The following is a 26723-nucleotide window of genomic DNA, read 5'->3' on the forward strand; positions in this document are numbered from 1 at the left end:
TTCTCCCGTTAACTGCACTTCAATGTCTTCAACACATTCACGAATTCCAGATGCGGCAATGTGTTCAAAAAGGCCAGGGCCAGGAAATGCCTCCCGGTCTTTTTGCAATAAAAACCGGCCAGGAGGAAATTCTGCTCTTTGACCTCGCCGTTTGGATCTTTGATCCTCATGACGACCTCGGCAAAATCCACCTCGGCTCCCGAAACCTTGGCCTTGAGCCCCTCCAGCGGCGTCTCAAATAAAAAAGTATAGCCTTCCTTGGACAATATGTCCTGATAGCTCAATTCCTTGTTCGACCAGTGTATTTCAAAAAAATCGTCGCACATCCCCTGCTGCCCCCTGACATCGAGCTTGATGTAGCCATCCCTCTTGTCTCCGCCGATGATCTCAGGAGGAAAGTTGTCCGGGACCCTCACCTCCACCCCTCCCCCTCTGACGATGCGCGTCTTCGCCCCGGCCGCCGCATCCGAAAGACAGAGCGGGCTGCCCAGAAAGATGAGACCCAGCGTGATGGCGATTAGCTTCTTCATATCCTTGACCTTTCCTAAAAACTCTCCTTGCTCCCCGACACTTCTATTTTTTCGCCTTTTCTTCCAGCTCCTTGACCTTGTCTTTTTCCATCTGGAGTCTCTTGGCCATGGCCTCGTAGGAAACCATGTCGGCGCGGTATTTCTCGTCCAGGTCTTTCTTTATCCGTTCTCTCTCCACGCTTAATTTTTGGCTGAATTCCTGCTCGAGCGAAGCATCCGAGGGTCTGCGCGCCGCCCCGGACGTCCTGCCGATGAAAAAGAGCGCAACGCCGAAAACCACAACCAGAACACCTGCCGCGATATACCTTAATGATTTAGGCTCCATCTTCATTTTTCACCTCAATGAAAGGTCTGATCTTTGCCGCATTCTGCGTCTCGATTAAAAACCGCCGACACCTTTTACGGCGGCCCCCTTCTTTTCCGCCGTTTTCTTCTCTATAAAAAATACGCCATCGGACGTATCGGAAACCGTCTTGTCAAAAGCATCGGAGATCCTCACCAGGGCCTGATCGGTCGTCACCTGGGGAACGGTCCAGAGATAAGATCCCGTATTGGCGACCCTTTCCGATACGGACTGATAAGTCTTGCCGGCATCAGACGAATACTCCAGCTTCATGGGGTAAGACGACTCATAGTCCCATGCTGTCCACGTGATGACGTGCGAGCCGGCCGTGACAGAATCGCCGCCATTGGGGCCCAACAGCACGATGTTACCCGGCCTGTAGGAAAACGAGGCATACGCCATGTAAGGCGCTGCATCGGTTTCCTTTTTGAGATTGATGCGGCCGCGCAAGGTCTGTCCGGCAGAAAAGTCGCCCTTGGAAACATAATAATAGGCGTCATTCACGCAGTCTTTTTTATAATTTTTGCCGCCGTCGGCTGAAACATCAACGCTGGCTCCTTGGCCTTCCCATGCGGGCACGATGATGCGGATGAGGTAATCCGTCTTGATCCCCGGAATGATGTAATAGCCCGACTTGGCGGACGCCTCGAGGACGAGGTTCTTTTTGGCATCCAGGACGATATGGTGGAATATAGGTAAGGACGGCGTTTCTTCGGCGGCCGGGGCGGAAACATCAACCCTGGGTTCTGGGCTGGCATATTTGCGCGCGCGGATCCACAGGAACTTGGTCAGGCTCCTGCCCAGACCCACGCCCGTGGTCTTCAGCGCCACGAACCCCTTGGCAGGGCCTTCCGTGTCCTGATAGCTCACCGCGGCCTGCTTTTTGGAGAAGTTAGCGTCGTAGCGTTCAAAGGTCAGCAGATTGTTCTTGTCCGCGGTCAGGCGATAGCCATAATAAACGCCCGCAACGATGGGTGCGGGCGTATTGGCCTTGACGATATTGTCGACGACCAGGCAGTGCTGGGCACCGTCCAACGCCGAGGCGTAGGCGACAAGCGTCGCGTCCATCGCCGATGCCGGGTCGGGGTCGCGCGCAATCAGCCGCGTCTCATAACCTGTCTGGGCGGCGGCCACATACTCAATGATGCCCTCCTTGAACTCAAAGGTCTTGGCCGAGACGGCCGCGGCGTCGAGCAGAAGCCCCTCCGGAGCCGCCTGGGCGCTGCCGCCTGTCCCAAGCGTCACCGACCACTTCTCCGGAGCCAGAGATCCCTTGAGTGACGTAAAATCTTCATAAAAATCGAATGTATCCGCCGGGGAAGAAAGCGACATCGCCACAGGGTTACCGTAATACAGGAATGCCTTAATGCCGTCTTTGGGGATTTCAGGGAAACGGACAAAATAGGCGGCTGTCCGGTTCGGCTTCTTTCCTTCTATGCTGATCAATGCATGGGGCAGGAGCGTCTCGCCGTCGGCCGACGTAAACCGGATATCATTGAAATCCGCTAAAATGTGGCCGTCGCAGACAATGTCTGCAGAGGCCGACCCTGAAGACTCGCCCACACGCACCATGAGCTGGTAATTGTAAAGCGCACCCGAGGAAGAACCCGATATCTTGAACGGCTTCCTGTAGAGGAACCTGGAAAGCGCGGGCTCGCCGAAAGTGCCGGCGATACCGTTCTCGGTAGCAAAAGCAAGCGTCACCTCCAACAAAGCCGTTTCTGCGCCCAGGACGGCCTTCCATTTCAACGCCTCGCCTTTCACAAGCTCGGAGCTCACCGGAACGCCGTTGACAACGGGCGTGTAATGAAGCCCCGCATCCGCGCTCACCAGCAAGGCCACGGGACCCGTCGCCTCCCAACTCGCCGTCAGGGACGTAACCACACCGTTGACATTCACCGGCTGGCTGATGTATTCCATCTTTTCGGCGATGACGGGAAGAAGAAAATCGCCCCTGCCGTCCGTGCGCCAGACAAACGGCGATTGATAAGCGATCAAATCGGAGGCGGCCATGGCCCCTTCGGCATTGAAAGAAACGCACACCGCAGAAGAAAAGAAAAACAGAAAAACAAAACACCCTGAGAAAAATCTCAGGGTGCCGCATTTTCTTAATGAGACAAACAGGCCAGACCTTAAAGTCTCATTAAGTTTTTTTTGTTTCAGGGAAGATGACGCGCCGTGATGATCGAGGCCTTCCTGTAATCCATGCATATTCATCAGGGCTTCACTTTTGTGGACGAATGCCTCCTTAAATTCACTCTTGGAATTTATTGTAGCAAACGCTGGCGAAAAATCAACTCTTTCCATGCGCCGAGCGCCATTGACGGCCGGTGAACATTGCAAGCAAGGCCCGAAATGCCTTCTCTGCACCGCCGTTGCCATTGTTTTAAAATACGCTATTGTCATTTTCCTGTCCTTTGCCGGGCCTTAAATCTTCTTGGCCGCCTTTAGTCCGCTTGCCTTGAGTGCCTTGCGCATACTTTTTTTCGAGCATCCCCCTTGACAAACGCCGTAAACTTCCTTGAATCCAAAATCAACATAATCCTTGCCGTCAAATTTCTATTTTAGAAACATAACTTATTGATTTACAAATACTTAAATCTCTGCATATCAAGCCTGTCTATTTACACCTAGCCATTTTCCACAATAAATGTACCTGAAACCGCCGGAAAGATAAACCCGTATTAATATACATTCTTATTGCACAAACTACTCTATTGGAAACCGCGAAATTCAGCAAAGATTACCCCCGCTACCGCCTTAATGAGACTTTAAGGCCAGACCTTAAAGTCTCATTACGCAATTGTTCGGTAGAATGTGGCCCGGCTTATCCCCAGCATTTTCTCTATCTCTGCGGGTGTATACCCGTTGGCCAATAACTGTCCAATGGCGTATTTTCTCGCATCCCGCTCTTCGATTTTTCTCATTCTTTGCTTTGACTTGATTTTTTCAACCATCGCTTCCAAATTTTTTTCTTCATGCCGCTTGGTGATTTTTTGAATGACCTCCCCGATCTGTCCTGCCACACGCTTTAACGACAGCGTTCCTGAAATGCCGCAACTCTCAATATGAAGCAGGCTATCTGACAATATCTGTTGATATTTCTGGCGCGCCCGGTGAATATCCTGGTCTATCATGGAAAGAATCTGTTGATAATCAACAAAGGTCGCCGCAGTAATATCTGTAAACAACCGGATGGAACTCCAGCGATAACTCCTGAAATCTTTGCATAAACCCGCGCGACATGGGTTGAGGTGTATGTAAACTGAAATCGCAAGAAAATAAGCATCATCATTACAAAGCGATGCCCTGAATCTCCCGCAAAAAACATGTCCCTTACGCTGGTATTTCTCATTAAAGTACATGGCATAACGCTCAAATAAGTTTTTCATGGCGGATGACAAATTTTTTTGGGTAATCTGTAGAAGAAGATGGAGATGATTTGTAAGAAGAGTGAAAGAAAAAAGTTTAACGTGAAATTCCTGAGCGATATCTTTAAGAATTTTCAAAAAATACAAGTAGTCGTTTTCTTCCAAGAAGATACGCTCCGTACCAGGAGCCCTCTGCGTTATATGATAAACAGCTCCCTCAAAAATGATACGTTGACGTATTGTCAATTGCCGTCTTATCTCCCCTTCGCTTAACCCCTGCAAAATATCCATAGCTCCCTTTCTTAATGAGACTTTAAGGCCAGACCTGTTTGTCTCATTACAGATAATCATATTGGAACTAGTTTGTCTTAATGCTTTTCTGTTTTTAGGTGAGGGAAGAAATAGGGGAGCTAAAAGGTAACTTGGAGCTTCTTAATGAGACTTTAAGGTCTGGCCTTAAAGTCTCATTAATTGATACTTGGGAAGCCTGATTGAGGACGTTGAAAAGGAAGAATCAGGGAGTGGGAATTGTCCTAGTCTTCATAATGAGACTGAATGGGTCTGTCCCATTTTGTCTCATTAGCGGAAATGAGCGTTCAAAAATCTTCGATATCGACGATCTTGTTCTTGATGGCGTATTTGATGAGGTCGCTGGTGCGGTGAAGTCCGAGTTTCTTGAGCATGTTGTTTTTGTAATTTTCGACCGTCCGGGGGCTCAGGGAAAGCAGGGACGCGATCTCCTTGGCGGCCTTGCTCTCCGCCACCAGCCGCAGGACATCCAGCTCTCTTTCGGTCAAGAGGCCGGGGCCCTGCGTCTCTTCCTGCGGGCCGGAAACTTTTTTAAGCAGATAATCGGAAGCCTGGGCGTCCAGATAGACCTGCCCGGAGACGATCTTGCGCAGGGCCTGAGGGAGATCGTCCGCCGCGTTCTCCTTGCTCAAATATCCCTTCACGCCGGACTGCAGGGCTTTCATGACATAGGCATTGGCTTTGTGCACGCTGATGATGAGGATTTTTGTCGAAGGGCTGATCCTCAGCACATCTTCGATGATCTCGAGGCCCGTTTTTTTCGGCATGGTGATGTCCAACAGGAGGATATCGGGTTTCAGGGGGCGTATTTTGTCCAACGCCGTCTCCGCGTCCCTGGCCTCCCCGACGACTTCATATTCGGGCTGCCGCCGCAGGATCGCCTTGATCCCTTCGCGGATGATATCGTGATCGTCAACGATAAAAATAGTATGTGTCTTCATGTCCTCAATGGATCGGCAGACGGACCTCAAGCCGGGTGCCCTCTCCAGGCACGGAATGAACGCGGAGCTCTCCATCCAAAAGCTCGATGCGCTCTCTTAGCCCCCGCAGCCCAAGCTTCAGCTTATCTTCCTTGCGCCGTGCCGGCCGCGCCTGCTGCGCCTCCGGATTAAATCCTATCCCGTCGTCCGCGATGGTCAACAACACGCTCTTGTCGTCCTGTCCCAAGAGGATATCGATATGGCGGGCCTGGGAATACTTGGCGATATTCGTCAAGGCTTCCTGAACGACGCGGTAAAGAACCAATTTTTCCTCCGCCGAGATCGCCGGCTCCTCCGGAGGCATCGATAACGTATAATGGGCCTGCGTGATCTCCTTGTTCTGGACGGCCAGGCCGTTGATGCTCTGCAGCAAACCTACCTCGTCGATCTCCGGCGGCCTCAAGATCGTGGAAATATTGTGCGTCTTGTTCATCAGGGCATCCAAGATCGCCTTGGCCTTCTCGATCTTCTCTTTTGTCTCGGACGGATCGCCCGGCGCTTCTTTTTCCAGCAGCCCCAGGTAAATCTTGAGGGCGCTCAAGTCCTGGCCCATCTCGTCGTGGATCTGCAAAGAAAGATTGTTGCGCTCCTCTTCCTGCGCCGTGACAAACCGGCGCCACAGCTCTTCCCTGTGGCGCTGGTCCTGTTTCATGCGCCGGTAAGTCAGATAAGCCGTTGCCAAACCAAGCAAGATCGCTATCGCCAAAGACCATACCAGGAGGGTGACGGCCCGGCGGCGTTCCGCCTCCGCCGCCTCGAGCTTACGATCAAGCCTCTGGAGAATATCGCGCTGCATGGGATTCTCAAGGAACGCATCGATCCAGAAAAGCTTGCTCTCCAGTTCCCGCTGGATCCGGTCCAGGACCTGACGGGACTGCGCCTTCTCATTCTCCGAAGCAAGGCGGTTCAGATTGTCCGCCCGGGAGACGATGCTGTCTCCGAGTTTAAGAAACTCCTCTTCGCTTGCACGCACCGTCTCGCCCCACTGGCGCTGCTCGGGAGAAGAAACCAAAGAAAAATAGGCCGCCAGATACGTCTCGAAATTCTTCGATGCCGATTGCACCGAGTCTTGGCGCTGGACGATCCCGGCCGCTTCCAGATAACGGGCATCGTGCCAAAAAAGATAATTCCGGATAGCCATCATATAGCGGGCATTCGCGATCCTCATCTCAAAAATGGTGTTTTGAAGAGGAATGTCAACGCGCGCCAGGGACACCGCGATGCGGTTCAACGCCGCGACCTGACGGATCCCGACGAATCCAATGGCCACGATAAGACATAACAACCCGGCGAAGCCGAGCATCACGCCCCAATCCAAAAATTTTCTGGAAAAGCGGAATTGTTCCATAAACGGATAAGCTCGCTTCTGCTAATACAAAAACGAGATGGCCGCGAAGGATCGGCAGGGATTCAAATTTTCTCTATCAACGGCCATTAGCGTTCCAAATCGGCCAACCACTCCCTGACGGACTCGGCATCGTCTGACTCAGGCTGGAGCTCCAGAAAGGTGCGATAATGATAACGCGCCTGCTTCTTGTCCTTAAAATAGTCGTCGTAGAGGATCCCCAGATTATAGTGCGCCCGCGCGTTGTTGGGATTATACCCAAGAGCTTTTTTGAATTCCTCAACGGCATTCTCGTAATCCTTGGCGCGCGTATAAACGACGCCCAGATTGTAGTGATACCTCTCGGCCTCGTCCTCCAGGCGTTTTTTGGCCTTGGCCAGCTGCGCGTCGAGAGTCAGGATCTTGGTCTCGAACATCTGTTTCTGTTTTTTGAAGCCCGTCTCCAGCTTGCTGGCGATCTCCGTGCGTTCTTTTCTGACGTGCGCCAGCTCCTTGTTCACCTTGTCCAGGTCTTCGTTCGTGCTCTTGCTGATATCCTGCTCGCTGGAAATCTGCTTCTTCACTTTCGCCGTTTCTTCCTCGGCCTTGTCGCGGTCCGCCGTGAGACTATTGATCTCAACCAGCAGCTTGTTCTTCTCCTGCAGGTACTTGTCGGCCATCTGGCGGACTTCTGTGCGGCCTGTCTCCAGCTCTGTCCTCATTTCTTCGATCGTCTTGCTATTCTCATCGCGCAAGAGCGCATTTTTCCTGGCTTCGATCCCCCAAGAGACAAAAGCCACAGCCGCCGCCAAGAACGCGGCGGCGGCTGTGGCCATTAAAGTAAATTTGTTATTCATGAGAGTTTGCGGTGGCGATCACTCCAAATCAAGCTTCGGCTTCTTTGTCAGCACGCCCTTTTCCTTGACGAGCTCCTTTTCGGCATCGGGCTTTGCATTGTCCCCGGAAAAAATATGGGGCGTGAGAAAAACCGCCAGCTCTGTCTTCGTCCGCTGGTCATTGCGGTTACCAAAAATCCATCCGATGACAGGCAGTTTATAAAAAAACGGCACTCGGCTGCGGGTGTCGCGGACGTCGTCTTTCATCAGGCCGGCGATCATGATCATGGCGCCGTCCTTGACCTTGACCGTGGTCTCGGCTTGAGAGGTTTCCACGACGGGCACCGACGACCCCAAAGGCGACGTCTTGTACTCGCGCACAGAGCTCACTTCGGGCCGGATCTTCATGATGATGTAATCGTCGGCGGTGATCGTCGGGGTGACGTTGATCTTCACGCCGACATCGACAAAGTTGACGGATTCCGCCGTCGTTGTCGTGACCTGGGACTGGCTCTGCGTCTGCGAGAAGTACACCTCCTTGGAACCGATCAGGATGGTCGCTTCCTGGTTATTGACGGCGGCGATGCGCGGCCGCGAGAGGATATTGGTCTTCGCAAACGAATTGAGCGCCTGGATGACGACATTAAAATCGTTCTGGGCCAGGGTCCCAAGACTGAGCTGGCCGTAACTCGCGACAGCCGGCGTGATCGGAAGAAGAGAAGAGATGGAAGCATCGCGGATATTGCCGGTGGTGAAAAGCCTCTCCCAGCTGATGCCCTCCTGGGTCTGGTCCGACAACGAGATCTGGACGATCTGGACCTCGATCAGGACCTGACGCGTTTCCGTATCAAACGCCTCGACCATCTTCTTGATCTTTTCCATCTTGCCGGGCAGATCGCTGATGGCGATCTTGTTGGTGCGGGCGTCTAAGTCCACCTCGCTGGCGCCCCCTGTCAAGACGTTGGCGAGCTGACTCTTCATGTCTTCCGCCCGCGCGTATTTGAGGTCGAAAATCTCCGTCTGCTTGGCCTGGTCGAGCGTCAAAATGACCCTCTCCATGACGTCGATATTCTCGGGGGTGTCCATGAGGATCACCGTTCCCGAAGGCTCGTCGGTAATGACTTTACCGATCTCGCTTTTGAGCTGGGCGAGGGCCGCGGCGACATCGCGAGGCGTCGCATTCTTCAATTTATACATCCTGACCTTGCGCGGCTCATTATAAGCGCGGCCATAGAGCTGGGTGTACTGCTTTAAAGGCATGACGGTGATGATGTTTTTTTCTTTCACCGCCGCCAGGGCATTATTGATCAGGATGATGTCGAGGGCGTCTTCGAGAGTCACGTTGTTGAGGAAAATATTGACGCGTCCCGTGACCTCCTTGGTGGGAACAATATTGACGTTCATCTTCAAAGACAGGATTTTCAGCAATTCGACGATATCGATGCCCTTGAGATCGAGCGAGATGCGCCCCGGCGCCGCGTCCTTGACAGACGGCGTCTGGGAAGCCGCCGCGCTGTCCTGCGCATAATTGTCCGCCGGCGCAACCCACGCGCTCGACGCCCACAAGAACGCCGCAACGAGGATAAAACACCGTTTTTTAAAAATTGACTGTTGTCCCATGTGGTGCCGTTTCCTATGACTCTCCCCGCGTTCAAGCGCAGGGGGCCATCGAATCCATCCGGAGCTCCTGTCGAGAGAGCAAATCTCCCCAACCTAAAATCCGGGGATTTCCCTGCCTTCGCGGACTACGCCCGCAGGACAGGGATTAAAACATAAAGCTAACAGCCTGCCGTTAAAAGCGTTAAGACAGGGCGTGCCTTTTTCCTGCCCTGCGTTTCCTCGGACTTCAACGCAACTCTATCTCTTGATTATCATAACTCAAAATGACCCTGTCTCTCAAGATTTCTTTTACGATGGCATCTTTAAAGCGGCTGCCACGATTAAGGGAATACGTCCGGCCTTCCTTGGTATCCTCGATCATGACCTGGGGAATATCGGACCAAATGATGCCGACGACCCGCAATGTCTGGGCCATATTCTTGAGCGCTGCCGCGGCCTCGGCCTGGGCCGGAGTGGCCGAGGAAGCAGGGGGCTGCGGCAAAGAAAAAATACTCTCCTGGCCGATCTCCTGCAGATATAAAGAAAGGGGGCTGAGCGCCTCGACGCCGATATTGCCGAGTCTCGTCTTTCTCGCCGCCTTCTCCAGGCGCTCGATGAGCGCCGCATTCGGCATCCCTATCAAAAAATCCAGGACAAGATAAGCCGTCGCTGCGATGCACAAAACCACGACCGCCCGGTTGGCGACTTTTAACGATATCTTCTTCGTAAACTGGGCGCGATAGTGCGTCAGCCACGCTTTCAGAAAAAGCCCGCTGGTGCCCACGTTCATTCTCGCCCGGGGAAGATTTCGCGGGGCTTCTCCGCCGGGCGATTCAATGATGCGCAGCAATTTTTCTTCCGGCGTCATGCCTTGGTCAACCATAGGAATAAGTAGTCAGTAGATGTGCTATCTACTTTTTTTAAAATGCGCTCTGCGCCGCGACCTTGCGCACGACGTCTTTGTCGACGACAATCTTGTTGTCCATGACCAGCGTTTTTAAAGCGTTGTGGCAAAGCATGGAGATCTTGCGCGGATATCCTTGCGTATGCTGGTAGATCTCCGCGATGGCGTCCTCCTTAAACAACGGCAGGTGCGACCGGTAACCCGCCTGCCTGATCCGGAATTCGATCATCTCTTTCGTCTCGACATCATCGAGCGGATTGATGATATATTTCATGCTGATCCTGTCCATGAGATTCTTCATCTCGCGGATTTTAGGCAGCAGTTCCAGCTGCGCCAAGAGCACCAGCTGCAGAAGCTTGTATTCATTGGTCTCATAATTCAGGAGGACGCGCAATATCTCCAAAGACGAAGGATTGAGTTTTTGCGCCTCATCGATCAGGAGGATGACGGTCTTGTTGTCCTGGATCGCCTTCTGGAAGAGATATTTCTTGATCGTCTCTTTCATGTTAAGGACGGATCCGGGAGGCGCATCCATCTGGATCTGGAAGGTCCGGATGAGGGATTCGAGAAAAACCTCCTCGGTTTCAAAGGTCGGGTCAAGAACCATAAAAAAGATCATGTCGTCACGCAACTTGAGCATCTGGAACATCTTGCGCGAAAGGGTCGTCTTCCCTGTCCCCACGTCGCCTAAAATAACACTCAAGCCCCGGCGCAGCCGGATCTCTATCATCAGACGCGTCAAGGCCGCCTGGTGTTCTTGGGACTGGTAAAAAAAATCAGGATCGGGGCTCGTTGAAAACGGTTCTTTCTCCAATCCTAAAATTTGATAATAGCTCATGCGGCAGCACCTCTAAAAAATAGTATTTTCGGCAGCGAGCGGCAGGTACCCGGCCTCACCGGCCCTCCGCAAATTCTTCCGCGTATCATTATCTCATATTTCTCCGCAAATGCTACTGCTCATCCCAGCGAAGGATAACGCCTGTCGTCAGATCAATGATGATGCGGAAGTTTTTCAGGAGCCGCTGGCCTTTCTTCACCTTCAGTTCACAACGGACGGTCGCGGAACCAACGCTCAATTTCTGGGCCACGATAAGCGTCTGGAGCCATGTCTGATCCGCCGCGCCCAGGCCCCACGCCGCCAGATCGTTGCCGATCTCATAGACGTTGTTGAAAACGCGGTCGTCCGCCGTCCCTTCCACCCCATCTTCTCCCGCCCGGTATTCTTCAACGGCGGAAATGAACCCCTGCGAAGCGCCGAGAACGGAAAGCACCTCGGGAGAAACGGTGTTTATGTTGATGCGGCCGTCTCCGTAAACCGTCACCAGGTCTTTCATGAGATCATAAACGTCTATGGTCATGTCTTTAACCGCCAAAAGATCCTCTTTGGCATAGATGGGCGCGGCGATGATCGCATCGACAAGAGACTCGTTTTCGGAAATGCCGGGCAAGCGCAAAAGCGTGTTGCGGTCGGACCACTTCAGATGGACCAAGGCCTCTTCGTCAAAAAAACTGGCCTCGATGGTCCTGCCGTCCAAAACCATGGTCCGGGGCCGCAGGTCGTATAACGTCATCATCAAAGACAGCGGCCGCGAGGCCCAGATTTCTTTCATCAACGTGACGTCGGAGAGCGCGTAATCGTACGACGTGTTGGCATCGGTCACAAACGACGCCAGCTTCCACTCTTGGGAAACGCTAAAGGAGACGCCGGCCAGCAGGATCGTCAGGATCGCCAGGGCGGCGACCGCCAAAAAAAGGATGCTCCCCCTGTCTGCGTCCGCAAGACTTCTTTTATTGGGCCGCCGGAACAATGATGACCTTTTCAAATGTCCGCCCTCCGTCCACCGAAGCGAAAGAAACCTTCACAGCCATCGGCAGGCCGCGCGCCGTTGAATTCCACTGCGGCAAAAATCCGTAACTCCCCGTCTCCGAATTAAAACCGTAATACGCCATCGTAAAATTCCCGATGCCGGCGATCACCTTGCGTTCCGGGACATCTTCTTCGCCGGCGCTGAGATTGCGGCTCAAACGAAACAGCGCGCCGTCATGGCTGTCGTAGCGGTAAGAAACGTTCTTGACGCCGTCCGATGCGATATTGGCAAAATAACAGTCCGTGCCTGTCCCGAAAAACCCGACAGGCGGGTAATTCATGACCCGGCGCAGTTCCATGGCCAGGCGCTCCAGCCCGACGATCGTTTGGCGGTAAGAATACGTCAGGCCCGCCGCCCTCTTCCAGACGCTCATGCCTGTGGAAAAAGACGCAACCAGTGTCGTGCCCAATATCCCGAAAATGGCCGCAACGACGACAACTTCAACCAGGGTAAACCCGCCCTTTCCCCCGCGGCCCTTCTTCTGCAACAGCATCATATCCCTTCCCCTCAATGCTGCATCCCGACGCGCCTCATTTTCTCGGCACATAGCGCGTCAATGTGATGTCTCGCACATCTCCCCGCGCCTGCCAGGCGACCGTCAAGGTCTCCTTCCACAAGCGGCTTTTCAGCGTTGCCGATTCATTCTCGAAACCCTCGGGAAATTCAATCACGGCCCTCGTCCAGTTATAATCCTCATAGGGGGCATCGAAATGTCCTGATGTCTCGCCCTCTTTCAGAGAACTGTTACGTACCATCTGCGTCGATTCCCAGAGCTTGCGATTCAACAGTTCGTTGGCCGTGATTTGTTTTTCGGAAGCGGTCATGACCAGGATGCACTGACGGAGGGCGGAAAGGACGACGACCATGCCGATCGCCGTCACCACGACAGCCACCATCAGCTCGACGAGAGTAAAAGCGCTTTTCCCGCAGAAACGACACATATTCCTATCCCTAAACACAGATATTGCGATTGTCGATGAGAAAAATAACCAAATCCCAAGAAACCCGCCTGACGGCAGGCAGGCAATCACCAAACAATAACCAAGCACCAAAATTCAATCTTCAAAAAAGGATGCTTCGCTTGCCCTTTGATCACTGATCATTGATTATTCGATTTCACAAAACACCTTACTCGTCCCAATTGACGACATCGTCGTCGCCGCCCTCCACGCCGTCCTTGCCCAAGGAATAAAGATCAAAACTGCCCGCATTGTGCTCGCCGGGATATTTATAAACATACGGCCGGCCCCACGGATCGATGGGTTTCTTCTTCAGGTAAGGACCTTTCCAGTTCTCGACGCCCGACGGCGCAACGCGAAGGTCGTCGAGCGACGCCGGAAAACCGCCGGTGTCCACTTCATAAAGATCCAACGCCAGCGGGATGTTCGATTCGATGTCGGTTTTGGCGATGGACTTGCGGGCCTCCTCGGAACGGCCGGCCAGCCGCGGGACAACCATGGCTGCCAGAACGCCGAGGATAATGACGACGAGCATGATCTCGATCAGCGTGAATCCGCGCTTACCCATAAAACCTCCTGTTTTGGAGCGTAACAACGGCGGGAATTTCATCTTTTCCGCCGGGCGCTTCGACCTTCGGGTATCTTGTCTGTGTTATACAAACGACACGCCCATCAATGTCAGAGTGACGCTTAATTCCGACGCCCCCTCGCTCTTGGGAACCAGCGTCATCTTTTCTATACTGAAAAGCAAAGGTGAGGTGTAGAGGCCGTAAAAAAAGGTCACGAGTTCCTTCATCGTCGCTTCGGCCTTGATATTGATCTGGAACTGTTTGGAGATGGCGTCGGATTCCGCGTCCTTTTGGGGTTTGACGTCCACGATCAAAATCCCGGAGCTCCGGCTGATCTTCTCGATCTCCCTCAAGAATTCAGCCACCGCCTCCTCGTTGGAAGAATTCTGCATGGAAAAATAACTGGCGTATTTGCCGTACTCGTTCTTGATCGCCTCCTGGTTATCGATCAAGAACATCCCCTTTTTCAACTTGGCCTCCTGGAGCATGACTTGCTTGCTGGCCAACGCCAGCCTCTGGTGGAACGGGCCGATAACGGCCTTAAAAACCAACAGCATGACAACCGCCCCGACAGCCGCATATATCATCGTGTATTGCTGTTTTTTAAAATCAATGGCCATAAGATGACTCCGGGGGCGGCACCGTCCTCATCGGATCGGATGCCCGCAACCCTTCATAACTCGCTTTTCTCCGCCGCGCCCTGGGCCTTTTTGGCGGCGGCCGCGCCTTTGGCGGCCTTGCTGTCTTGAACGCCCTCGAGCGGGCAGATCAACTCAAACTCATTGATGTCCTTGCCCTTGATCTTTTTGCGCGTGGTGTAACGGGTCTCGACATCCTTAAAATACGGTGAGTCCTCCAGGGTGGTGATGAACTTGAAGATATCCGACATTTGCGCGGCCTGACCCTTGATGACCATGCGCTCGTCCTTCTGAAAAGAAAGATTAACGACCAGGATTTCCGGGGGCAGGATTTTAGACAGACCCGAAAGATAATTAAGCACGATCGTGTTCGTATCCAGCTTGGATTTGATCTTCTTGAGCCTCTCAAGTTCCTCATTGAGATTGTCCGCCTGGACGGCAATGGTCTTATACCGTTCATTCAAAAGCTTCAGGTACGCCTTGCGGTTATAGAGCTTCTCGGAATAGATGCCGCAGACGATAAGGATAAAATACATCATCCCCGAACCGAAAAGGACGATGTCGCGCGTGCGCTCCCGCAGGGCCCGGCGGATCTGCGCCTCGGGGAGGACAAAATTAATCTTCTTGCGCGCCAAGTCGAGCCCCAGGCCGAAAAGAGAAGAAAAAGACGTCTGATCCAGGGCCTCGGGGGGCGACTTGACGATGTCCTTGTCGGCCTGGACCCCTTCCAAAGGCTGGACCACGGAAGCCGGAAGGTTGAATTCCGTTTCGACCTGCGAGATGAAACCTTTCAGCTGGCCAACGGCGCCCACCACGTAGACGCGCACGGGTTTTTGCAAGATCTCCTCGCCCTGCGAGATCACCATCGTCTGTTTCATCTCGCCGAAGAACCTCGGCCATTTTTCCGGGTCCTTGAGCTGCTCGGCGCCGCTGGCGATGACGCGGGAAAAAAGGATCATGGCCGGCGACGCCACGATGAAATCCGTATAGGCGCTGTCCACATCGAGAATGAGGCAGGCGTCCTCCGCCTTCATCTCCGACATCTTGACGGCGCCCTTGAGCCACGAGAGGACGCCTTCCGAACTCAATTCGATCTTGTCGGAATAAAGCTCGGCCTTCTCCAAAATACGGAATATCCGGCGGATGTTCTCCCGGTGGACGATGGCGAGCATGATCTTGGAATACCCCATCGCATCCCGGCCGATAAGGCTGTGACCGTTGACAATCTCCTCCTTGGCATAGGGGACCTGACGCCCCACGTGGAGTTTGATCATATCGTCGATTTCCGACGGATTGACCGATGGGATACGGAGATTGCGCAGCGTGACGGAATTACGCGAAAAGCATATGACGAGGTTTTGGGGCTTTTTGATGTTCAGCCCCTTCAAGAATTCGGCGATCTGGCGGCCGATGGCATTGTCGTCCTGGCCGTTGATGTCCTTGGCCAAAACGCCCCGCAGATGCGCAGCGCCCAGCGCCGTCTTGAATACGACGACTTTAAGCCAGATATTGCCGATCTCCAAAACAACTGTTGTCGTCATGTAAGGGATGGGATCAAAAACTCATAGAGTCAAAGCAAAAAACAAATAACCGATTAACCGCTGGATCCCAATAACCGGGTTCTCGAGCGGCTTCCAACAAGTATCCAGTTTAAACCAGAGAACGGTTACCTGTATTCAGGAAACTCAAAAATCCTAGGGAATCCCGCCCGAATGCCCAGGGAGATGCCTTTGAGCACCGCCAATCCCCGCTTTTAGCGGCGGGCATCTGGGTGCGGGATGAACTTCTATGGCGGCCTTGTGGGATTTTCCCCACAGGAAGGACCTCCGTATCCCTTTTCTCCATTTTTTATCTCTTGCCTCGGCTCTCCGCCCCTCTGACCCTCTGATGCTTTGACCCTGTTTTTATTTGATCAGAAGGTTGATCTGCAGGATCGGCAGAAGCATGGCCATAACGATCGCGCCCAGGATAACACCCAAAAACAGGATGATGACAGGCTCCAGCAGCGAGGTGACCACCTTGAGGCGCGCGTCGACTTCGTCGGTATAAATATTGGCCACCTCGTTCAAAACGCCCTCAAGCTTGCCTCCTTCTTCTCCGACGGAAACCATCTGCACCAGGAACGGCGGGAAAAAAGACACCTTCTTCATGCTCGAAGCCATGGAAGTCCCCTCGAGGACGTCTTTTTTGACTCCCTCCAGCTCCCGCGTCAAGATGGTGTTCTCCAAGGTCGGAATCGCCACCTGCAACGACTGGAACGCCGGAAGCCCGCTGCGGATGAGCAGGGACAAGGTCCGGCAGAACCGCGCCAGGGCCTGCTTTAAAATCAGCCCTGACCAGACGGGAACATGGAGCTTGACCCAATCCATCTGTATCTTGCCGGCGGGCGTCTTGGCAAACTGGGAAAGAAAAAAAACCAAAAAAGCCGCGGCCAGGAGGATCATCCACCACCAGGCCTGAAAGAAGGAACTGACGGCAAGCATGATCTGGGTGGGCAGAGGAAGACGATAGTCGAAATCGGCGAAGATGGCGCTCAATTTCGGAATGACATAGGTGAGAAGCACGAAAACAGCGCAGATGCCGACGCAGATCATGAGCACAGGATACGCCATCGCCGTCTTGATATGCATCTTGAATTCCTGCTCGCGGGTGAGAAAATCATCGAGTTCGGCCAGCACATCATCCAGCCGGCCCGAGGCTTCGCCGATCTTGATCAGGTTGACATAAAGACTGGAAAAGAAATTCGGGAATCTTGTGAGGGCGGAGGAAAAACTTGCGCCGTTCTTGATCGTGTTGTGCAACTCCAGGATGAGATCTTTAAACTTGGGCTTCTCTGCCTGGCCGTAAAGGATGCTCAGGGATTTCAGAAGATCGACGCGGGCCTTCATCAGGCTCTTCAACTGACTGGTGAACACCTGCAGATCTTTCTGGGTCAGGCCTCCCTGCAAAAAGAACGCGGTCCCCGACGGCGGTTTCGGCTTGGCCGTTGCCTGTATCAATGGTTCCACGCGTACCGGCGACAATCCCATCTCGATCAGCTTGTCAACGGCGTGCTCCTGCGAATCCGCAACGAGGATACCTTCCACACTTTCCTTCAGGTTCTTCTTGGCCAAATAGGTATAGGTCGGCATGCTGACTCCTCTTGAAAGTATCAGAGCATCACAGTGTCATCGTGTCAAAGTAAAAATAAAAAATGCACCGCGGAGGGCACGCTTTGACACCGTCAATGTCGAATTCCTAAGCTCAAATGTCTAATCAATACCTAATATCTCAATAACCAAAGAAACCCGATCTGTCTTTCCGTCGTTTTTAATCTTTTCTTTAAGCCTTTTTTAGACATTCTTTTTTTCTCTTTTTCGCCATTGATTCGTCATTGGAACTTAGACATTAGGCATTTTCGATCTTCCGTTCTCCGTTCTCTGTTCTCTGCCTTCCGTCTTCTGTCCTTAACCGATCTCCGTCACCCTCAGGACCTCTTCCGGCGTCGTCAGCCCCTCGCGGATCTTTTCCCAGCCTTCCCTGAGAAGCGTCTTTAAACCCATCTTGATCGCTTTTTGCTTGACCTGTGAAGCGCTGGCCTTGTCGATGACCATCTGGCGGATCTCTTCATTGATAACAAGGATCTCGTAAATAGCAAGCCTCCCGCGGTAGCCGGTGAATTTACACGCTTCGCAGCCGCGGCCGTGGAAAATATGGGAAGGCTTCTCGATCTGTTCATGGACATCTGTGGTGATCTTTCTGAGGCTTTCTTCTTCCTTGAAGGGGACCTTCTCCTTGCACTCCGGACAGACAGTCCTCACCAAACGCTGGGCGATGAAAGCCTGGACCGAGGATGCGACCAGATACGGCTCTAAGCCCATATCCAAAAGCCGCGTCACCCCGGAAGATGCGTCATTGGTATGGAGCGTCGAAAAGACCAGGTGACCTGTCAGGGCCGTGCGTATCGCCAGTTCCGCCGTCTCCAGATCCCTGACCTCGCCCACCATCATGATATCCGGGTCATGGCGCAGGAGATTACGCAAGGCGCTGGCGAACGTCAGGCCGATGCGCGGATTGACCTGCAGCTGCGTCACCCCCGTCAATTCATATTCCACGGGATCTTCGATCGTGATGATCTTCATCTGCGGCCGGTTGAGATAGGACAAAAAGGAATACAGGGTCGTCGTCTTTCCCGAGCCCGTCGGGCCCGTCAAGAAAATGATGCCATGGGGTTTCTTCAGGAGCTCGCCGATCAGCTCCAGGTCGTGCTCTGAAATCCCCAGGTCCTTCATGTTGAAGAGCATCCCCGTCGGCAGGATGCGGATGACCATGTTCTCCCCGTAAAGCGTCGGGATGATGGAAATGCGCAGGTCCACATCCGCCCCTCCCAGCTTGACCTTGGTCCGGCCGTCCTGCGGAAGGCGGCGCTCAACGATGTCCATGTTGGAAATGATCTTGATGCGCGAGGTGATGGCCATGTGCAGCTGTTTCATCGTCTCTGGAACAGGGACATCGTAAAGCACCCCGTCGATCCTGTAGCGGACCTTGACCCTGTCACGGTAGGGTTCGATATGGATATCGGTGGCGCGCGCCTGGATGGCTTCCGCCAGGAGCTGGTTGACAAGCTTGACAACCGAAGCATCCTGCGCCATTTTTTCGGCGGAATCCAGGACCGTAACGCCCGTCGTCTCTTCGGTCTTCTTTTGCGGTTCTGCGGCCTTGTCCTTGTTCAGGATATCTTCGACGAGAGCGGCGCCGACGCCGTAATAGGTCCTCAGGGCGGCCATGATCTCCGCCTCGGGAGCCAGGACAACCTCCACATTGAACCCCAGATGGAACTTGATGTCCTCCGTCGGCCAGACATCTAAGGGGTTGGAGACGGCGATGGTCAGCAGGTTCTCCGCAAGCGCCAGCGGCATGAATTTGTAGTGCCAGACAAACCGCGCCGGGACCGCCTTGATGACCGCCTCCGGGACCTTCCTGTTCTTCAGCGACGGGACATACTGGATCGAAAGCTGCTCGGCAAGGGTCACCAGGAGCTGCTCTTCCGTGATGAAGCCCAAGCGGACCAAGGCTTTGCCCAGAAGCTCTCCGGTCTTTTCGTGCTCCTTGAGCGCGACATCCAGCTGTTTCTGCGACAAGACGCCGCGCTTGATGAGCAATTCTCCGAGTTTCAGCATATTCGATCCTCTATAAAAAACACCAATAACCAAGAAACAAACACCAAACAAATTCCAATGGCCAACTTTCAAACAACTACTCAGACTTCAAGATGATAGACGATAAAATATTTTTTAACTCCTCCACCTCTCTCAGGAGCGGCTTAATTGCTTTTTCTTTAGTTGTATTGGCCTCCAACAGTGATTCCAACCAATGAAAACTTTCTTTAGCCTCTCTTCTGGCAATTTTCAACCGTAGAATAAAATCCTTCTTTCCCAAGGCATCATTGGCTTCTCGATAATTTACTCCTATGGAACCCGACGCCCCAACCGTCTGCCCTACGGGCCTATCGTTGATCGGATTCCTCGGTAAAATTATACATTCCCTGATGACGACTTTGGCAAACTCAGTTGTTCTTCTTTCTAAGCCAAATTCTTTAGCCATCATCGTTGGTTTTTGGTTATTGGTTATTGGTATTGTTTTGTTATCGTATCTTGGACTTTGGTGATTATATTTTCTATCTATTCCTTCTTCTCTCCGCCCGGCCCGAACGTCAGGGCCCCTTTCATATAAAAATCCTCGTCGGGAATGCTGTCGACGCGGCCGCTGATGATGCGTTCGCAGCCGTCCAATGTCTGATCCAGCGGCACGTATTGGCCCTTGCGGTTGGTGTATACTTCCGCCGTAAAAAACGGCTGCGTCAGAAAATTATCGAGCTTTCTGGCGCGATGGAAAATGATCCTGTCGTTCTTGGACAATTCTTCGACGCCGATGATGGCGGCCATGCGCTGCAGCTCTTCATATTTTTGAAAAAGCCTGATGGACTCCTGCGCGATGTCGAAATGCCTCTTGCCGACGACGCGGGGGGTCAAGAACGCCGAGGAAGACATCAGAGGATCGATGGCCGGATACATGCCCTTCTGGACGCGCGCGCGCGACAAAACGAAAATAGAATCCAGGTGCGAGAAGATGCAGACAACGGCCGGATCCGTCAGGTCATCCGCCGGGACATAGACCGCCTCGATCGACGTGATGGATGCGCCGTGGCGCGAACGGATGCGTTCATGGAATTCGCCGATCTCGCTGGTCAGCGTCGGCTGATACCCCGTTTCCGACGGAATACGGCCGAGGAGGGCGGAAAGCTCGCTGCCCGCCTGGGCAAACCTGAAGACATTGTCGATCAGGAATATGATGCTATGGCCTTCGGCCTGGAGCGACTCGGCGAACGCGACGCCCGTCGCCACGACTTCGAACCTGGCGCCTGGAGATTCATCCATCTGGCCATAGATCAGGATGGACTTGGGCAGGATGCCCGAACGCACAAATTCAAAATACAACTCGTTGCCTTCGCGCACACGCTCCCCGGCGCCGGTGAAAACGCAAAGCCACTCTTGTTTTCGGACGATATTATGGATGATCTCCAGGGTCAACAAGCTCTTGCCGAGCGCGGCGCCTCCGAGAATCCCCGTCTTGGAGTTTTTCACAAGGGGGAACAAAAGGTCGATCATTTTCATGCCCGTCTCGATAACCTCAAACTCCCCCTTCATTTTCTCTTCGAGGGAAACGCTCTGCTCTTCGCCCGCCTTGCGCACGGGAAAAAGCTCCTTGGCCAAGATGGGCCCCTTTTTGTCGATGGGCTCCCCCAGGACGTTGACCACACGGCCCAACGCTAACTTGGCCCGGGGGATCACCAGGGGGCGCTGTGTCCGTTCCACAAGCATATGCCTTTTGAGGCCGTAGGTGGGCGTCAGCGAAATGCAACGAGCGATATTGACCGGTTGATGCTCGACAACCTCCAGCACCACCTCCTGGCCGTCGTGTGTCGACGTCTGGAGGATCTCATAGATCGCCGGCAGGTCCTCTTCGGTATCGAAAAGGACGTCGACGACCGGGCCGCGAACCGCCTCGACTTTTCCTTTATGCAGCGTCTGTGTGTCTGTCGTCATAGGATCTGCTGTCCTTTAAAAAAGCGGATACCTGCCACCCCTGAAGGATCTCCGCCACCCGCGCTTCGCGCCACCGCAGGCGCGAAGCGAAAATCTCCCGGATGTTCTTGTCGCTCTTCTCATGCAAATGTTTGAAATAATCGCGCAGCAGCCTCCGGTTCATGGTTTTGATCTCCTCGAGGCTCCCCTCAAGATGCATGATGCGCGCCGCGCACTCCGAAAGCTTGGAATCCAAAAAAATGTCATAAAATTTCTGCATGAGGAGCGCGCGCACGAGGTAGTCGATCACGGCCCCCTTGTCGGGTTCGACCAGGATGTCGGGCCTGGCCCGGCGGATCTTCTTCCCCTCGTCTTTTCTGACCAAAATATCCCCGCTCGGCAGGACCCTGACGATCTCGATGCGCTGGGCCGTAAAAGACAGGAAGCGCGGATAAACCACCAGCGCGCTGCCGATCTCCCTGCGCAGGAATTTGCCGATCAAAAGATCGCGGATGGCGCCGGCGCGCTTGTAACTGATGTCGTCGCCGATCCCGGGCAAAAAAGAAAAAGGCCGGGACGCCGTCTCCGACATGTACCGCGAGCCCCGTTCCCCCATCACGATGATCTCGTCCCTTGCCGACGCCTGCTCCAAGCCGTCCATCAAAACCATGGAATTCAACCCGCCGAGAAAACCCTCGTCGGAGGTGATCATTAGAACGGCCTTGGGAAGATCCTTGTTCTCTTTTAAAAAGGGATGCGTGATCTTTTGCGTCCCCAGGGCCGCGAGAAAATCTTCGAGAATAAACTTAAAATCGTCGAAGCCCTTGCGCTTGGACTGGAACGTGCGGAACTGGCTGGATGTGGCGCTTTTCAAGACGTCGATCATCTCCAGAAGCTCGCGCGCAAACCTCAGGTCCTCGCGTAATTTAATGAGTGGAATCATGGACTAATCACCAATAATCCTGCCTACCGGCAGGCAGACAAGAAACAAATCCTAAACAATATTCAATAACCAACCACCAAAAATTCAACTATTTGGTCATTGTTCGATGATTGCCTGTCCTGCGGGCGTAGCCCGCGAAGGCAGATATCTTGGAACTTGATCATTCAATGTCATCATTCTATCTGCTGTTATACAATTTTCTTTTCCCTGAAGAAATCCACAAACGTCCTGTCCAGCCCCTCTTTGATGTCGGCCGTCAGCTCTTTTTTTTCGGACAGATCCTTCATCACCTCCAGCCGGGACTTCTTCAGGTAAGACATGATGTTTTCGCAAAACACATTCAGCCCGTCGGCAGAGAGGATCTCCAGGATATTCCTCTGGAATGCATAGAAAAACACGATCATCGTCAGCTCATCGACCGGCTTATGCGCCTCCTGGACAAAAAGGTGGGTCAGGGTTGCGCCGCGGCGCATCTTCTCGGAAATTTCCGTCGAGAGTTTCGTGCGCACACGCATGAGACGCACCAGTTCCTTATATTGGGCATAGTCCAGCCGCAGCGTCGAAGCCACCTCCCGCAGGGCTTTGCTCTGGACCTTGGAACCGATACGCGAGACCGAAAGACCGAGGTCCACGGCGGGCTTGAAACCTTCATGAAAAAGGCTGGTCGAAATGTAAATCTGGCCGTCCGTCATCGAGACGAGATTGCTCTGGACATATCCGGTGATATCGCCCTGCAGGGTCTCGACGATCGGCAAAAACGTCATGGAGCCGCCGCCGTTCTCTTCATTCAGGAGTCCGGCGCGTTCCATGAGTTGCGAATGAAGATAGAAGATGTCGCCGGGATAGGCCTCGCGGCCCGGCGAGCGTTCCAAAAGAAGCGACAATTCGCGGTACATCCAGGCATGCTTCGTCAAATCGTCCATCACGACAAGAGAATGCCGGCCCGAATACATGAAATATTCGCCGACGGCTGCGGCGACGTACGGCGCCAGGTATTGCTCGCCGGCCGATGCGGAAGCCGAGGCCGCCACGACGATCGTGTAATCCATGGCGCCGGCCTCCTGAAGGGTCCGGATGACTTTCGTGAGGGATGCGTAGGGACCGCCGCACCAGCAATACACGCAGACGACACCCTTGCCTTTCTGGTTGATGATCGCATCAAGGGCAATCGTGCTTTTCCCGCTCTGTCTGTCGCCGATGATCAGCTCGCGCTGCCCTTTGCCGATGGGGATCGTGAGGTCCAGGATCTTGGAGCCTGTGAAAAACTGCTCGAAGATCGGCACGCGGTCGAGCATGCCCGGCGCCCGGCGGAAGACGGGACACAACGTATCGCCTTCCAACGGTTTATGCACGTCATCAAGAGGTTCGCCGATGGCGCTGATGATACGGCCGAGGAAACTCTCTCCGACGGAAAGAGAAAAGACCTCGTTGCGGCTGACGACCATGCTGCCGAGGATGATATCTTTCTCGTCCCCCAGGATGAACGCCATGACCTCCTTATCGTTAAAATCGATGACGAGGCCCTTGCGATCGGTCCCGCTGAATTCGATCAACTGACCGTAAATGCAATTCGGCAAACCATGGATCTTGACGATGCCGCCCTTGATCTCGCGGACAACGCCGACTTCTTTGATTTCAAAAGCCTCAAGATTAAAAGCCGGTTTTTGCATAGAGTAGGCCCCTATGGGATCCGCAATGTTTATTCCCCCGTGCCCGACGAGGAATTATTCTTTTCGCTTTTTGCATGCAGGCCTGCCATGGCACGGCTCAACTTATTCCTCAGGCTGCCGTCTGCGACAAGCCCGCCGAGCTTGATCATCATGCCGATGATCAAAGAAGGATCGACGCTCTCATCCAGGGGGACATCAAATCCGAGCTTGGCCGAAAGGACCTTTTTGATCTTTTCTTTTTCCTGGGGAGAGAGCTCTGCAGATGTAACGATCTCGGCGCGGTCGACCTTGACAGCCAGACGCTCGCGGTCCACCTTGGTCAGCTCATCGATCAGCTCGTCGATCAATTGCCTGTGCAAGGCCTCTTGTCCCTTGGCCGTAAACGTCTCCTGGATCAATTTGACCGAAAATTCAAGGGCCCGCTTTTCGACGGTAGCCATGACCTCCGCTTCCAGGCGCCTGGTCTTCTCCACAGCCTCCTGCACCATCTTTTCCGCCTGGGCCTGCGTCGCCAGGATCGTTTCCTGGGCAGCAACTTCCGCCTCCTTCTTGGCGTTATCGACGATGGCCCTGGCTTCCTGTTCGCTGCGCTCAATCTCATTCTTCGCCTGGATCCGGGCTTTTTCAATCTCCTTATTGAGGATCTCCTCCTTCTCGAGGCTTTCCTGATGAAGGGCCTGAAGACGGTTGAGGGCCGCCCTTAATTGACTCCCGAAAAGGAAACGAAGAACAATGACGATGACGACAAACGTCACGACCTGGAACAGGATGAGCTGCAGGATTTCCAAAAACCCCTCCTTTTCGTCCGCGCGGCCCGCCTGTCCACGAGAACGGGCGCGAGGACCTTATTTAAAAAGATTATAGATCAACACAAGAGCGATAACGGCGATGCCTTCGGCAAAAAGAAATGCGAACATCATGGCGACCATGATCTTGGCTGACGCCGAAGGGTTGCGGCCCAAGGCGCGAATGGCCGCATATCCCACAAAGGCGATGATCAAAGAAGGCCCAAGGGTACCGATGAACATCAAGATGGCGATCGTGAGATTCTGCATTTCCCCCTGCTCCCGCTATGATGAGACCCTGAACACGGACGGCCCGGAAGATCCAAAGCGCCGTGCCCCTCTCAAAAATTCCATGCCCCGCCGCATCCGAAGCTCTATTCCATCCTCCCCGACGGAGCTATTCCACCAGGATGACGAGCTCATTGTCGCCCTTCATGTGGGCGACACCCCTTTGGATCTTGATAGGCCGCAAATCCTGGACCTGGCCTCGCGGCCCCTCATTGGACAAAATCCCGAAGCCGAACTTCTTGGCCAGGGGAACCAGGCGGATCCATCCTCTTTTAAGCGCCACAAAAATCGGCTCGTGATAATCCATGATGCTCAACTCGCCGTCGACACCAGGAAGCACGGCCTCCGAGACGGCGCCTTCAAACACTTTCCCTGTCGCGTTCAGGATCTGGATCTTCATAAACCCGCGCAAAACGCTCGCCGACGACACAGCATGCCATCGTTCTTTACCCCGCCGGAAAGCCCCGTGCCGGCTTTTTCGCTAGAAAGGACGGGGGTCTTTTCTAACGGGGCTTACGCCAGGATGACCTTGTTTTTTCCTGTGGTCTTGGCCTGGTAAAGCGCCTTGTCCGCCTTGTCGATCAGCATGTCTTTTTCCTTGGAATCCGTCGGAAATTCCGCGATCCCCATGCTGATGGTCGCCGGAAGGCTCAAGCGCACCAGATTCAGGAGACGTTCAGCCGCCAGCCGCGCCCCGTCCTTGTTGGTCTCAATCAAAAGGATGCAGAATTCCTCGCCGCCGTAACGGAAGACCATATCGAGGTTCCTGAGCGAACGCACGAAGAGATTCGTCAGGCCTTTCAACAATTCGTCCCCAGCCATATGACCGTTGGTATCGTTATATTTTTTGAAATTATCCACATCGACCATGATCAAGGAGAGACTCTGAGGATAGCGCCTGGCGCGCATCAACTCCCGGTCAAGGATCTCATGAAGATAGCGGTGGTTATATACCCCCGTCAGACCGTCCAGGATCGACAAGTCATAATAATAAGACTTCTTGTTGGCTTCATCCATGAGGAAATAACGCTCAACGGCATGCTGCACAACTATACGGATCTCGCTGGGATTAAAGGGCTTGGTGATGTAGCCGAAGGCGCCATTTTCCATGGCCTCGATGGCGGAATTGATAAAAAGGTAGGGCGTAATGACGACGGCGCTGATCTTGGCATCCATGTTCTTGATGGCCCGGATCAGTTCAACGCCCCCCATATCCGGAAGGCGCAGTTCTGTAATGACAACCGCGCATTTAAGGTCTTTTAAAAGTTTTAAACCTTCTTTCGCGGATGAGGCCACGTTCACATTATGACCCGCGGCATAAAGGACCGCCCCCAGCTTTTCAGAGGCCTCGCTCTCATCCTCGATCAGAAGGATTTCCGCGCTCTGCTGCATCCGTCTTCCTCTCTTTCATTAATTCTTCTAAATGATTATTATATAATAGATTGTTAGGGACAACCAGTCAACAATTTTCCCTCGTCTCGAACCAAAAATGCAAACCCCGCTTCAACCGGCAGACGTCAAGAAACCAGGCTTCGCAGAAAGGCCCGACACTCGGACCCATCCTGTGCGCGAATTCCCTTGACAGAGGGCCTTTTCCTATGTAAAATTTCTCGCACCGCGACCGGGATCGGCCGACAACCGAACGCCGGTTTTGACCTTCCGTCCCCATCGTCTAGCCTGGTCTAGGACACGAGCTTTTTCCCGCCAGGCAGACAAAACGGCTGGCGGGATCCCGCCCTCAAA

Annotated in this window: 26 protein-coding genes; all 26 read right to left on the reverse strand. The window is 53.5% G+C overall.

Going from position 1 to position 26723, the window contains the following annotated elements; translation table 11 throughout:
• Positions 1-8: 8 nt before the first annotated feature.
• The 26 genes from BU251_RS08210 to BU251_RS08335 all read right to left on the reverse strand — a co-directional run bounded on the left by BU251_RS08210 (position 9) and on the right by BU251_RS08335 (position 26372).
• Positions 9-530 carry a hypothetical protein gene (locus tag BU251_RS08210; RefSeq protein ID WP_128700699.1) on the reverse strand — a complete coding sequence of 174 codons (522 nt, stop codon included), beginning with the start codon at positions 528-530 and terminating at the stop codon, positions 9-11.
• Positions 531-573: 43 nt separating this feature from the next.
• Positions 574-861 (reverse strand): hypothetical protein, encoded by a 288-nt coding sequence (locus BU251_RS08215; RefSeq protein ID WP_128700700.1) that lies wholly within the window; start codon positions 859-861, stop codon positions 574-576.
• A gap of 48 nt (positions 862-909) precedes the next feature.
• Complete coding sequence (locus BU251_RS08220) at positions 910-3180, reverse strand: DUF2341 domain-containing protein (protein ID WP_164908932.1); 2271 nt, start codon at positions 3178-3180, stop codon at positions 910-912.
• 488 nt (positions 3181-3668) lie between these two features.
• Positions 3669-4535 (reverse strand): transposase, encoded by an 867-nt coding sequence (locus BU251_RS08225; RefSeq protein ID WP_164908933.1) that lies wholly within the window; start codon positions 4533-4535, stop codon positions 3669-3671.
• A 305-nt stretch (positions 4536-4840) separates the two neighbouring features.
• Positions 4841-5494, reverse strand: a complete 654-nt coding sequence (locus BU251_RS08230; RefSeq protein WP_164908934.1) for a response regulator — start codon at positions 5492-5494, stop codon at positions 4841-4843.
• A gap of 4 nt (positions 5495-5498) precedes the next feature.
• On the reverse strand, positions 5499-6881 hold the full coding sequence (locus BU251_RS08235; RefSeq protein ID WP_128700703.1) for a sensor histidine kinase: 1383 nt from the start codon (positions 6879-6881) through the stop codon (positions 5499-5501).
• 86 nt (positions 6882-6967) lie between these two features.
• The gene (locus BU251_RS08240; RefSeq protein ID WP_128700704.1) at positions 6968-7714 is read right to left on the reverse strand and encodes a tetratricopeptide repeat protein; all 747 of its coding nucleotides are present in this window, start codon (positions 7712-7714) and stop codon (positions 6968-6970) included.
• An 18-nt stretch (positions 7715-7732) separates the two neighbouring features.
• On the reverse strand, positions 7733-9313 hold the full coding sequence (locus BU251_RS08245) for a secretin N-terminal domain-containing protein (protein WP_128700705.1): 1581 nt from the start codon (positions 9311-9313) through the stop codon (positions 7733-7735).
• Positions 9314-9539: 226 nt separating this feature from the next.
• Positions 9540-10175: a hypothetical protein gene (locus BU251_RS08250; RefSeq protein WP_128700706.1), complete on the reverse strand. Its 636-nt coding sequence runs from the start codon at positions 10173-10175 to the stop codon at positions 9540-9542.
• A 37-nt stretch (positions 10176-10212) separates the two neighbouring features.
• Entirely contained in the window at positions 10213-11034 is an 822-nt protein-coding gene (locus BU251_RS08255) for an ExeA family protein (RefSeq protein WP_128700707.1), read from the reverse strand.
• Between the two features lie 112 nt (positions 11035-11146).
• Complete coding sequence (locus BU251_RS08260) at positions 11147-12019, reverse strand: type II secretion system protein GspK (RefSeq protein ID WP_128700708.1); 873 nt, start codon at positions 12017-12019, stop codon at positions 11147-11149.
• Positions 11985-12560 carry a PulJ/GspJ family protein gene (locus BU251_RS08265; RefSeq protein ID WP_164908935.1) on the reverse strand — a complete coding sequence of 192 codons (576 nt, stop codon included), beginning with the start codon at positions 12558-12560 and terminating at the stop codon, positions 11985-11987. Before BU251_RS08265 ends, BU251_RS08260 begins: the two co-directional genes overlap by 35 nt.
• A 34-nt stretch (positions 12561-12594) precedes the next feature.
• A complete protein-coding gene (locus tag BU251_RS08270; protein ID WP_128700710.1) occupies positions 12595-13005 on the reverse strand; it encodes a PulJ/GspJ family protein in 411 nt (136 codons plus the stop codon).
• Between the two features lie 187 nt (positions 13006-13192).
• Positions 13193-13591, reverse strand: coding sequence for a type II secretion system major pseudopilin GspG (gene gspG / locus BU251_RS08275; protein WP_128700711.1), 399 nt, complete (start codon positions 13589-13591; stop codon positions 13193-13195).
• Between the two features lie 84 nt (positions 13592-13675).
• Entirely contained in the window at positions 13676-14212 is a 537-nt protein-coding gene (locus tag BU251_RS08280) for a hypothetical protein (protein ID WP_128700712.1), read from the reverse strand.
• Between the two features lie 53 nt (positions 14213-14265).
• Positions 14266-15771, reverse strand: coding sequence for a PilN domain-containing protein (locus BU251_RS08285; protein ID WP_128700713.1), 1506 nt, complete (start codon positions 15769-15771; stop codon positions 14266-14268).
• Positions 15772-16134: 363 nt separating this feature from the next.
• Complete coding sequence (locus tag BU251_RS08290) at positions 16135-17361, reverse strand: type II secretion system F family protein (protein ID WP_128700714.1); 1227 nt, start codon at positions 17359-17361, stop codon at positions 16135-16137.
• Positions 17362-17676: 315 nt separating this feature from the next.
• Entirely contained in the window at positions 17677-19389 is a 1713-nt protein-coding gene (locus tag BU251_RS08295; RefSeq protein ID WP_128700715.1) for a GspE/PulE family protein, read from the reverse strand.
• A gap of 76 nt (positions 19390-19465) precedes the next feature.
• Positions 19466-19816: a four helix bundle protein gene (locus tag BU251_RS08300; RefSeq protein WP_128700716.1), complete on the reverse strand. Its 351-nt coding sequence runs from the start codon at positions 19814-19816 to the stop codon at positions 19466-19468.
• 74 nt (positions 19817-19890) lie between these two features.
• Complete coding sequence (atpD, locus tag BU251_RS08305; RefSeq protein ID WP_128700717.1) at positions 19891-21315, reverse strand: F0F1 ATP synthase subunit beta; 1425 nt, start codon at positions 21313-21315, stop codon at positions 19891-19893.
• On the reverse strand, positions 21287-22237 hold the full coding sequence (locus tag BU251_RS08310) for a F0F1 ATP synthase subunit gamma (RefSeq protein WP_128700718.1): 951 nt from the start codon (positions 22235-22237) through the stop codon (positions 21287-21289). The genes atpD and BU251_RS08310 overlap by 29 nt, the downstream gene beginning before the upstream one ends.
• Before the next feature lie 188 nt (positions 22238-22425).
• Entirely contained in the window at positions 22426-23907 is a 1482-nt protein-coding gene (gene atpA / locus BU251_RS08315; protein WP_128700719.1) for a F0F1 ATP synthase subunit alpha, read from the reverse strand.
• A 29-nt stretch (positions 23908-23936) separates the two neighbouring features.
• Positions 23937-24695: a F0F1 ATP synthase subunit delta gene (locus BU251_RS08320; RefSeq protein ID WP_128700720.1), complete on the reverse strand. Its 759-nt coding sequence runs from the start codon at positions 24693-24695 to the stop codon at positions 23937-23939.
• 57 nt (positions 24696-24752) lie between these two features.
• Positions 24753-24962 (reverse strand): ATP synthase F0 subunit C, encoded by a 210-nt coding sequence (locus tag BU251_RS08325; protein WP_128700721.1) that lies wholly within the window; start codon positions 24960-24962, stop codon positions 24753-24755.
• A gap of 127 nt (positions 24963-25089) precedes the next feature.
• The gene (locus BU251_RS08330; protein ID WP_128700722.1) at positions 25090-25380 is read right to left on the reverse strand and encodes an ATP synthase subunit epsilon domain-containing protein; all 291 of its coding nucleotides are present in this window, start codon (positions 25378-25380) and stop codon (positions 25090-25092) included.
• Between the two features lie 113 nt (positions 25381-25493).
• The gene (locus BU251_RS08335) at positions 25494-26372 is read right to left on the reverse strand and encodes a GGDEF domain-containing response regulator (RefSeq protein WP_128700723.1); all 879 of its coding nucleotides are present in this window, start codon (positions 26370-26372) and stop codon (positions 25494-25496) included.
• Positions 26373-26723 lie beyond the last annotated feature (351 nt).

This window comes from Candidatus Velamenicoccus archaeovorus (assembly GCF_004102945.1).
Lineage (GTDB): Bacteria > Omnitrophota > Gorgyraeia > Velamenicoccales > Velamenicoccaceae > Velamenicoccus > Velamenicoccus archaeovorus.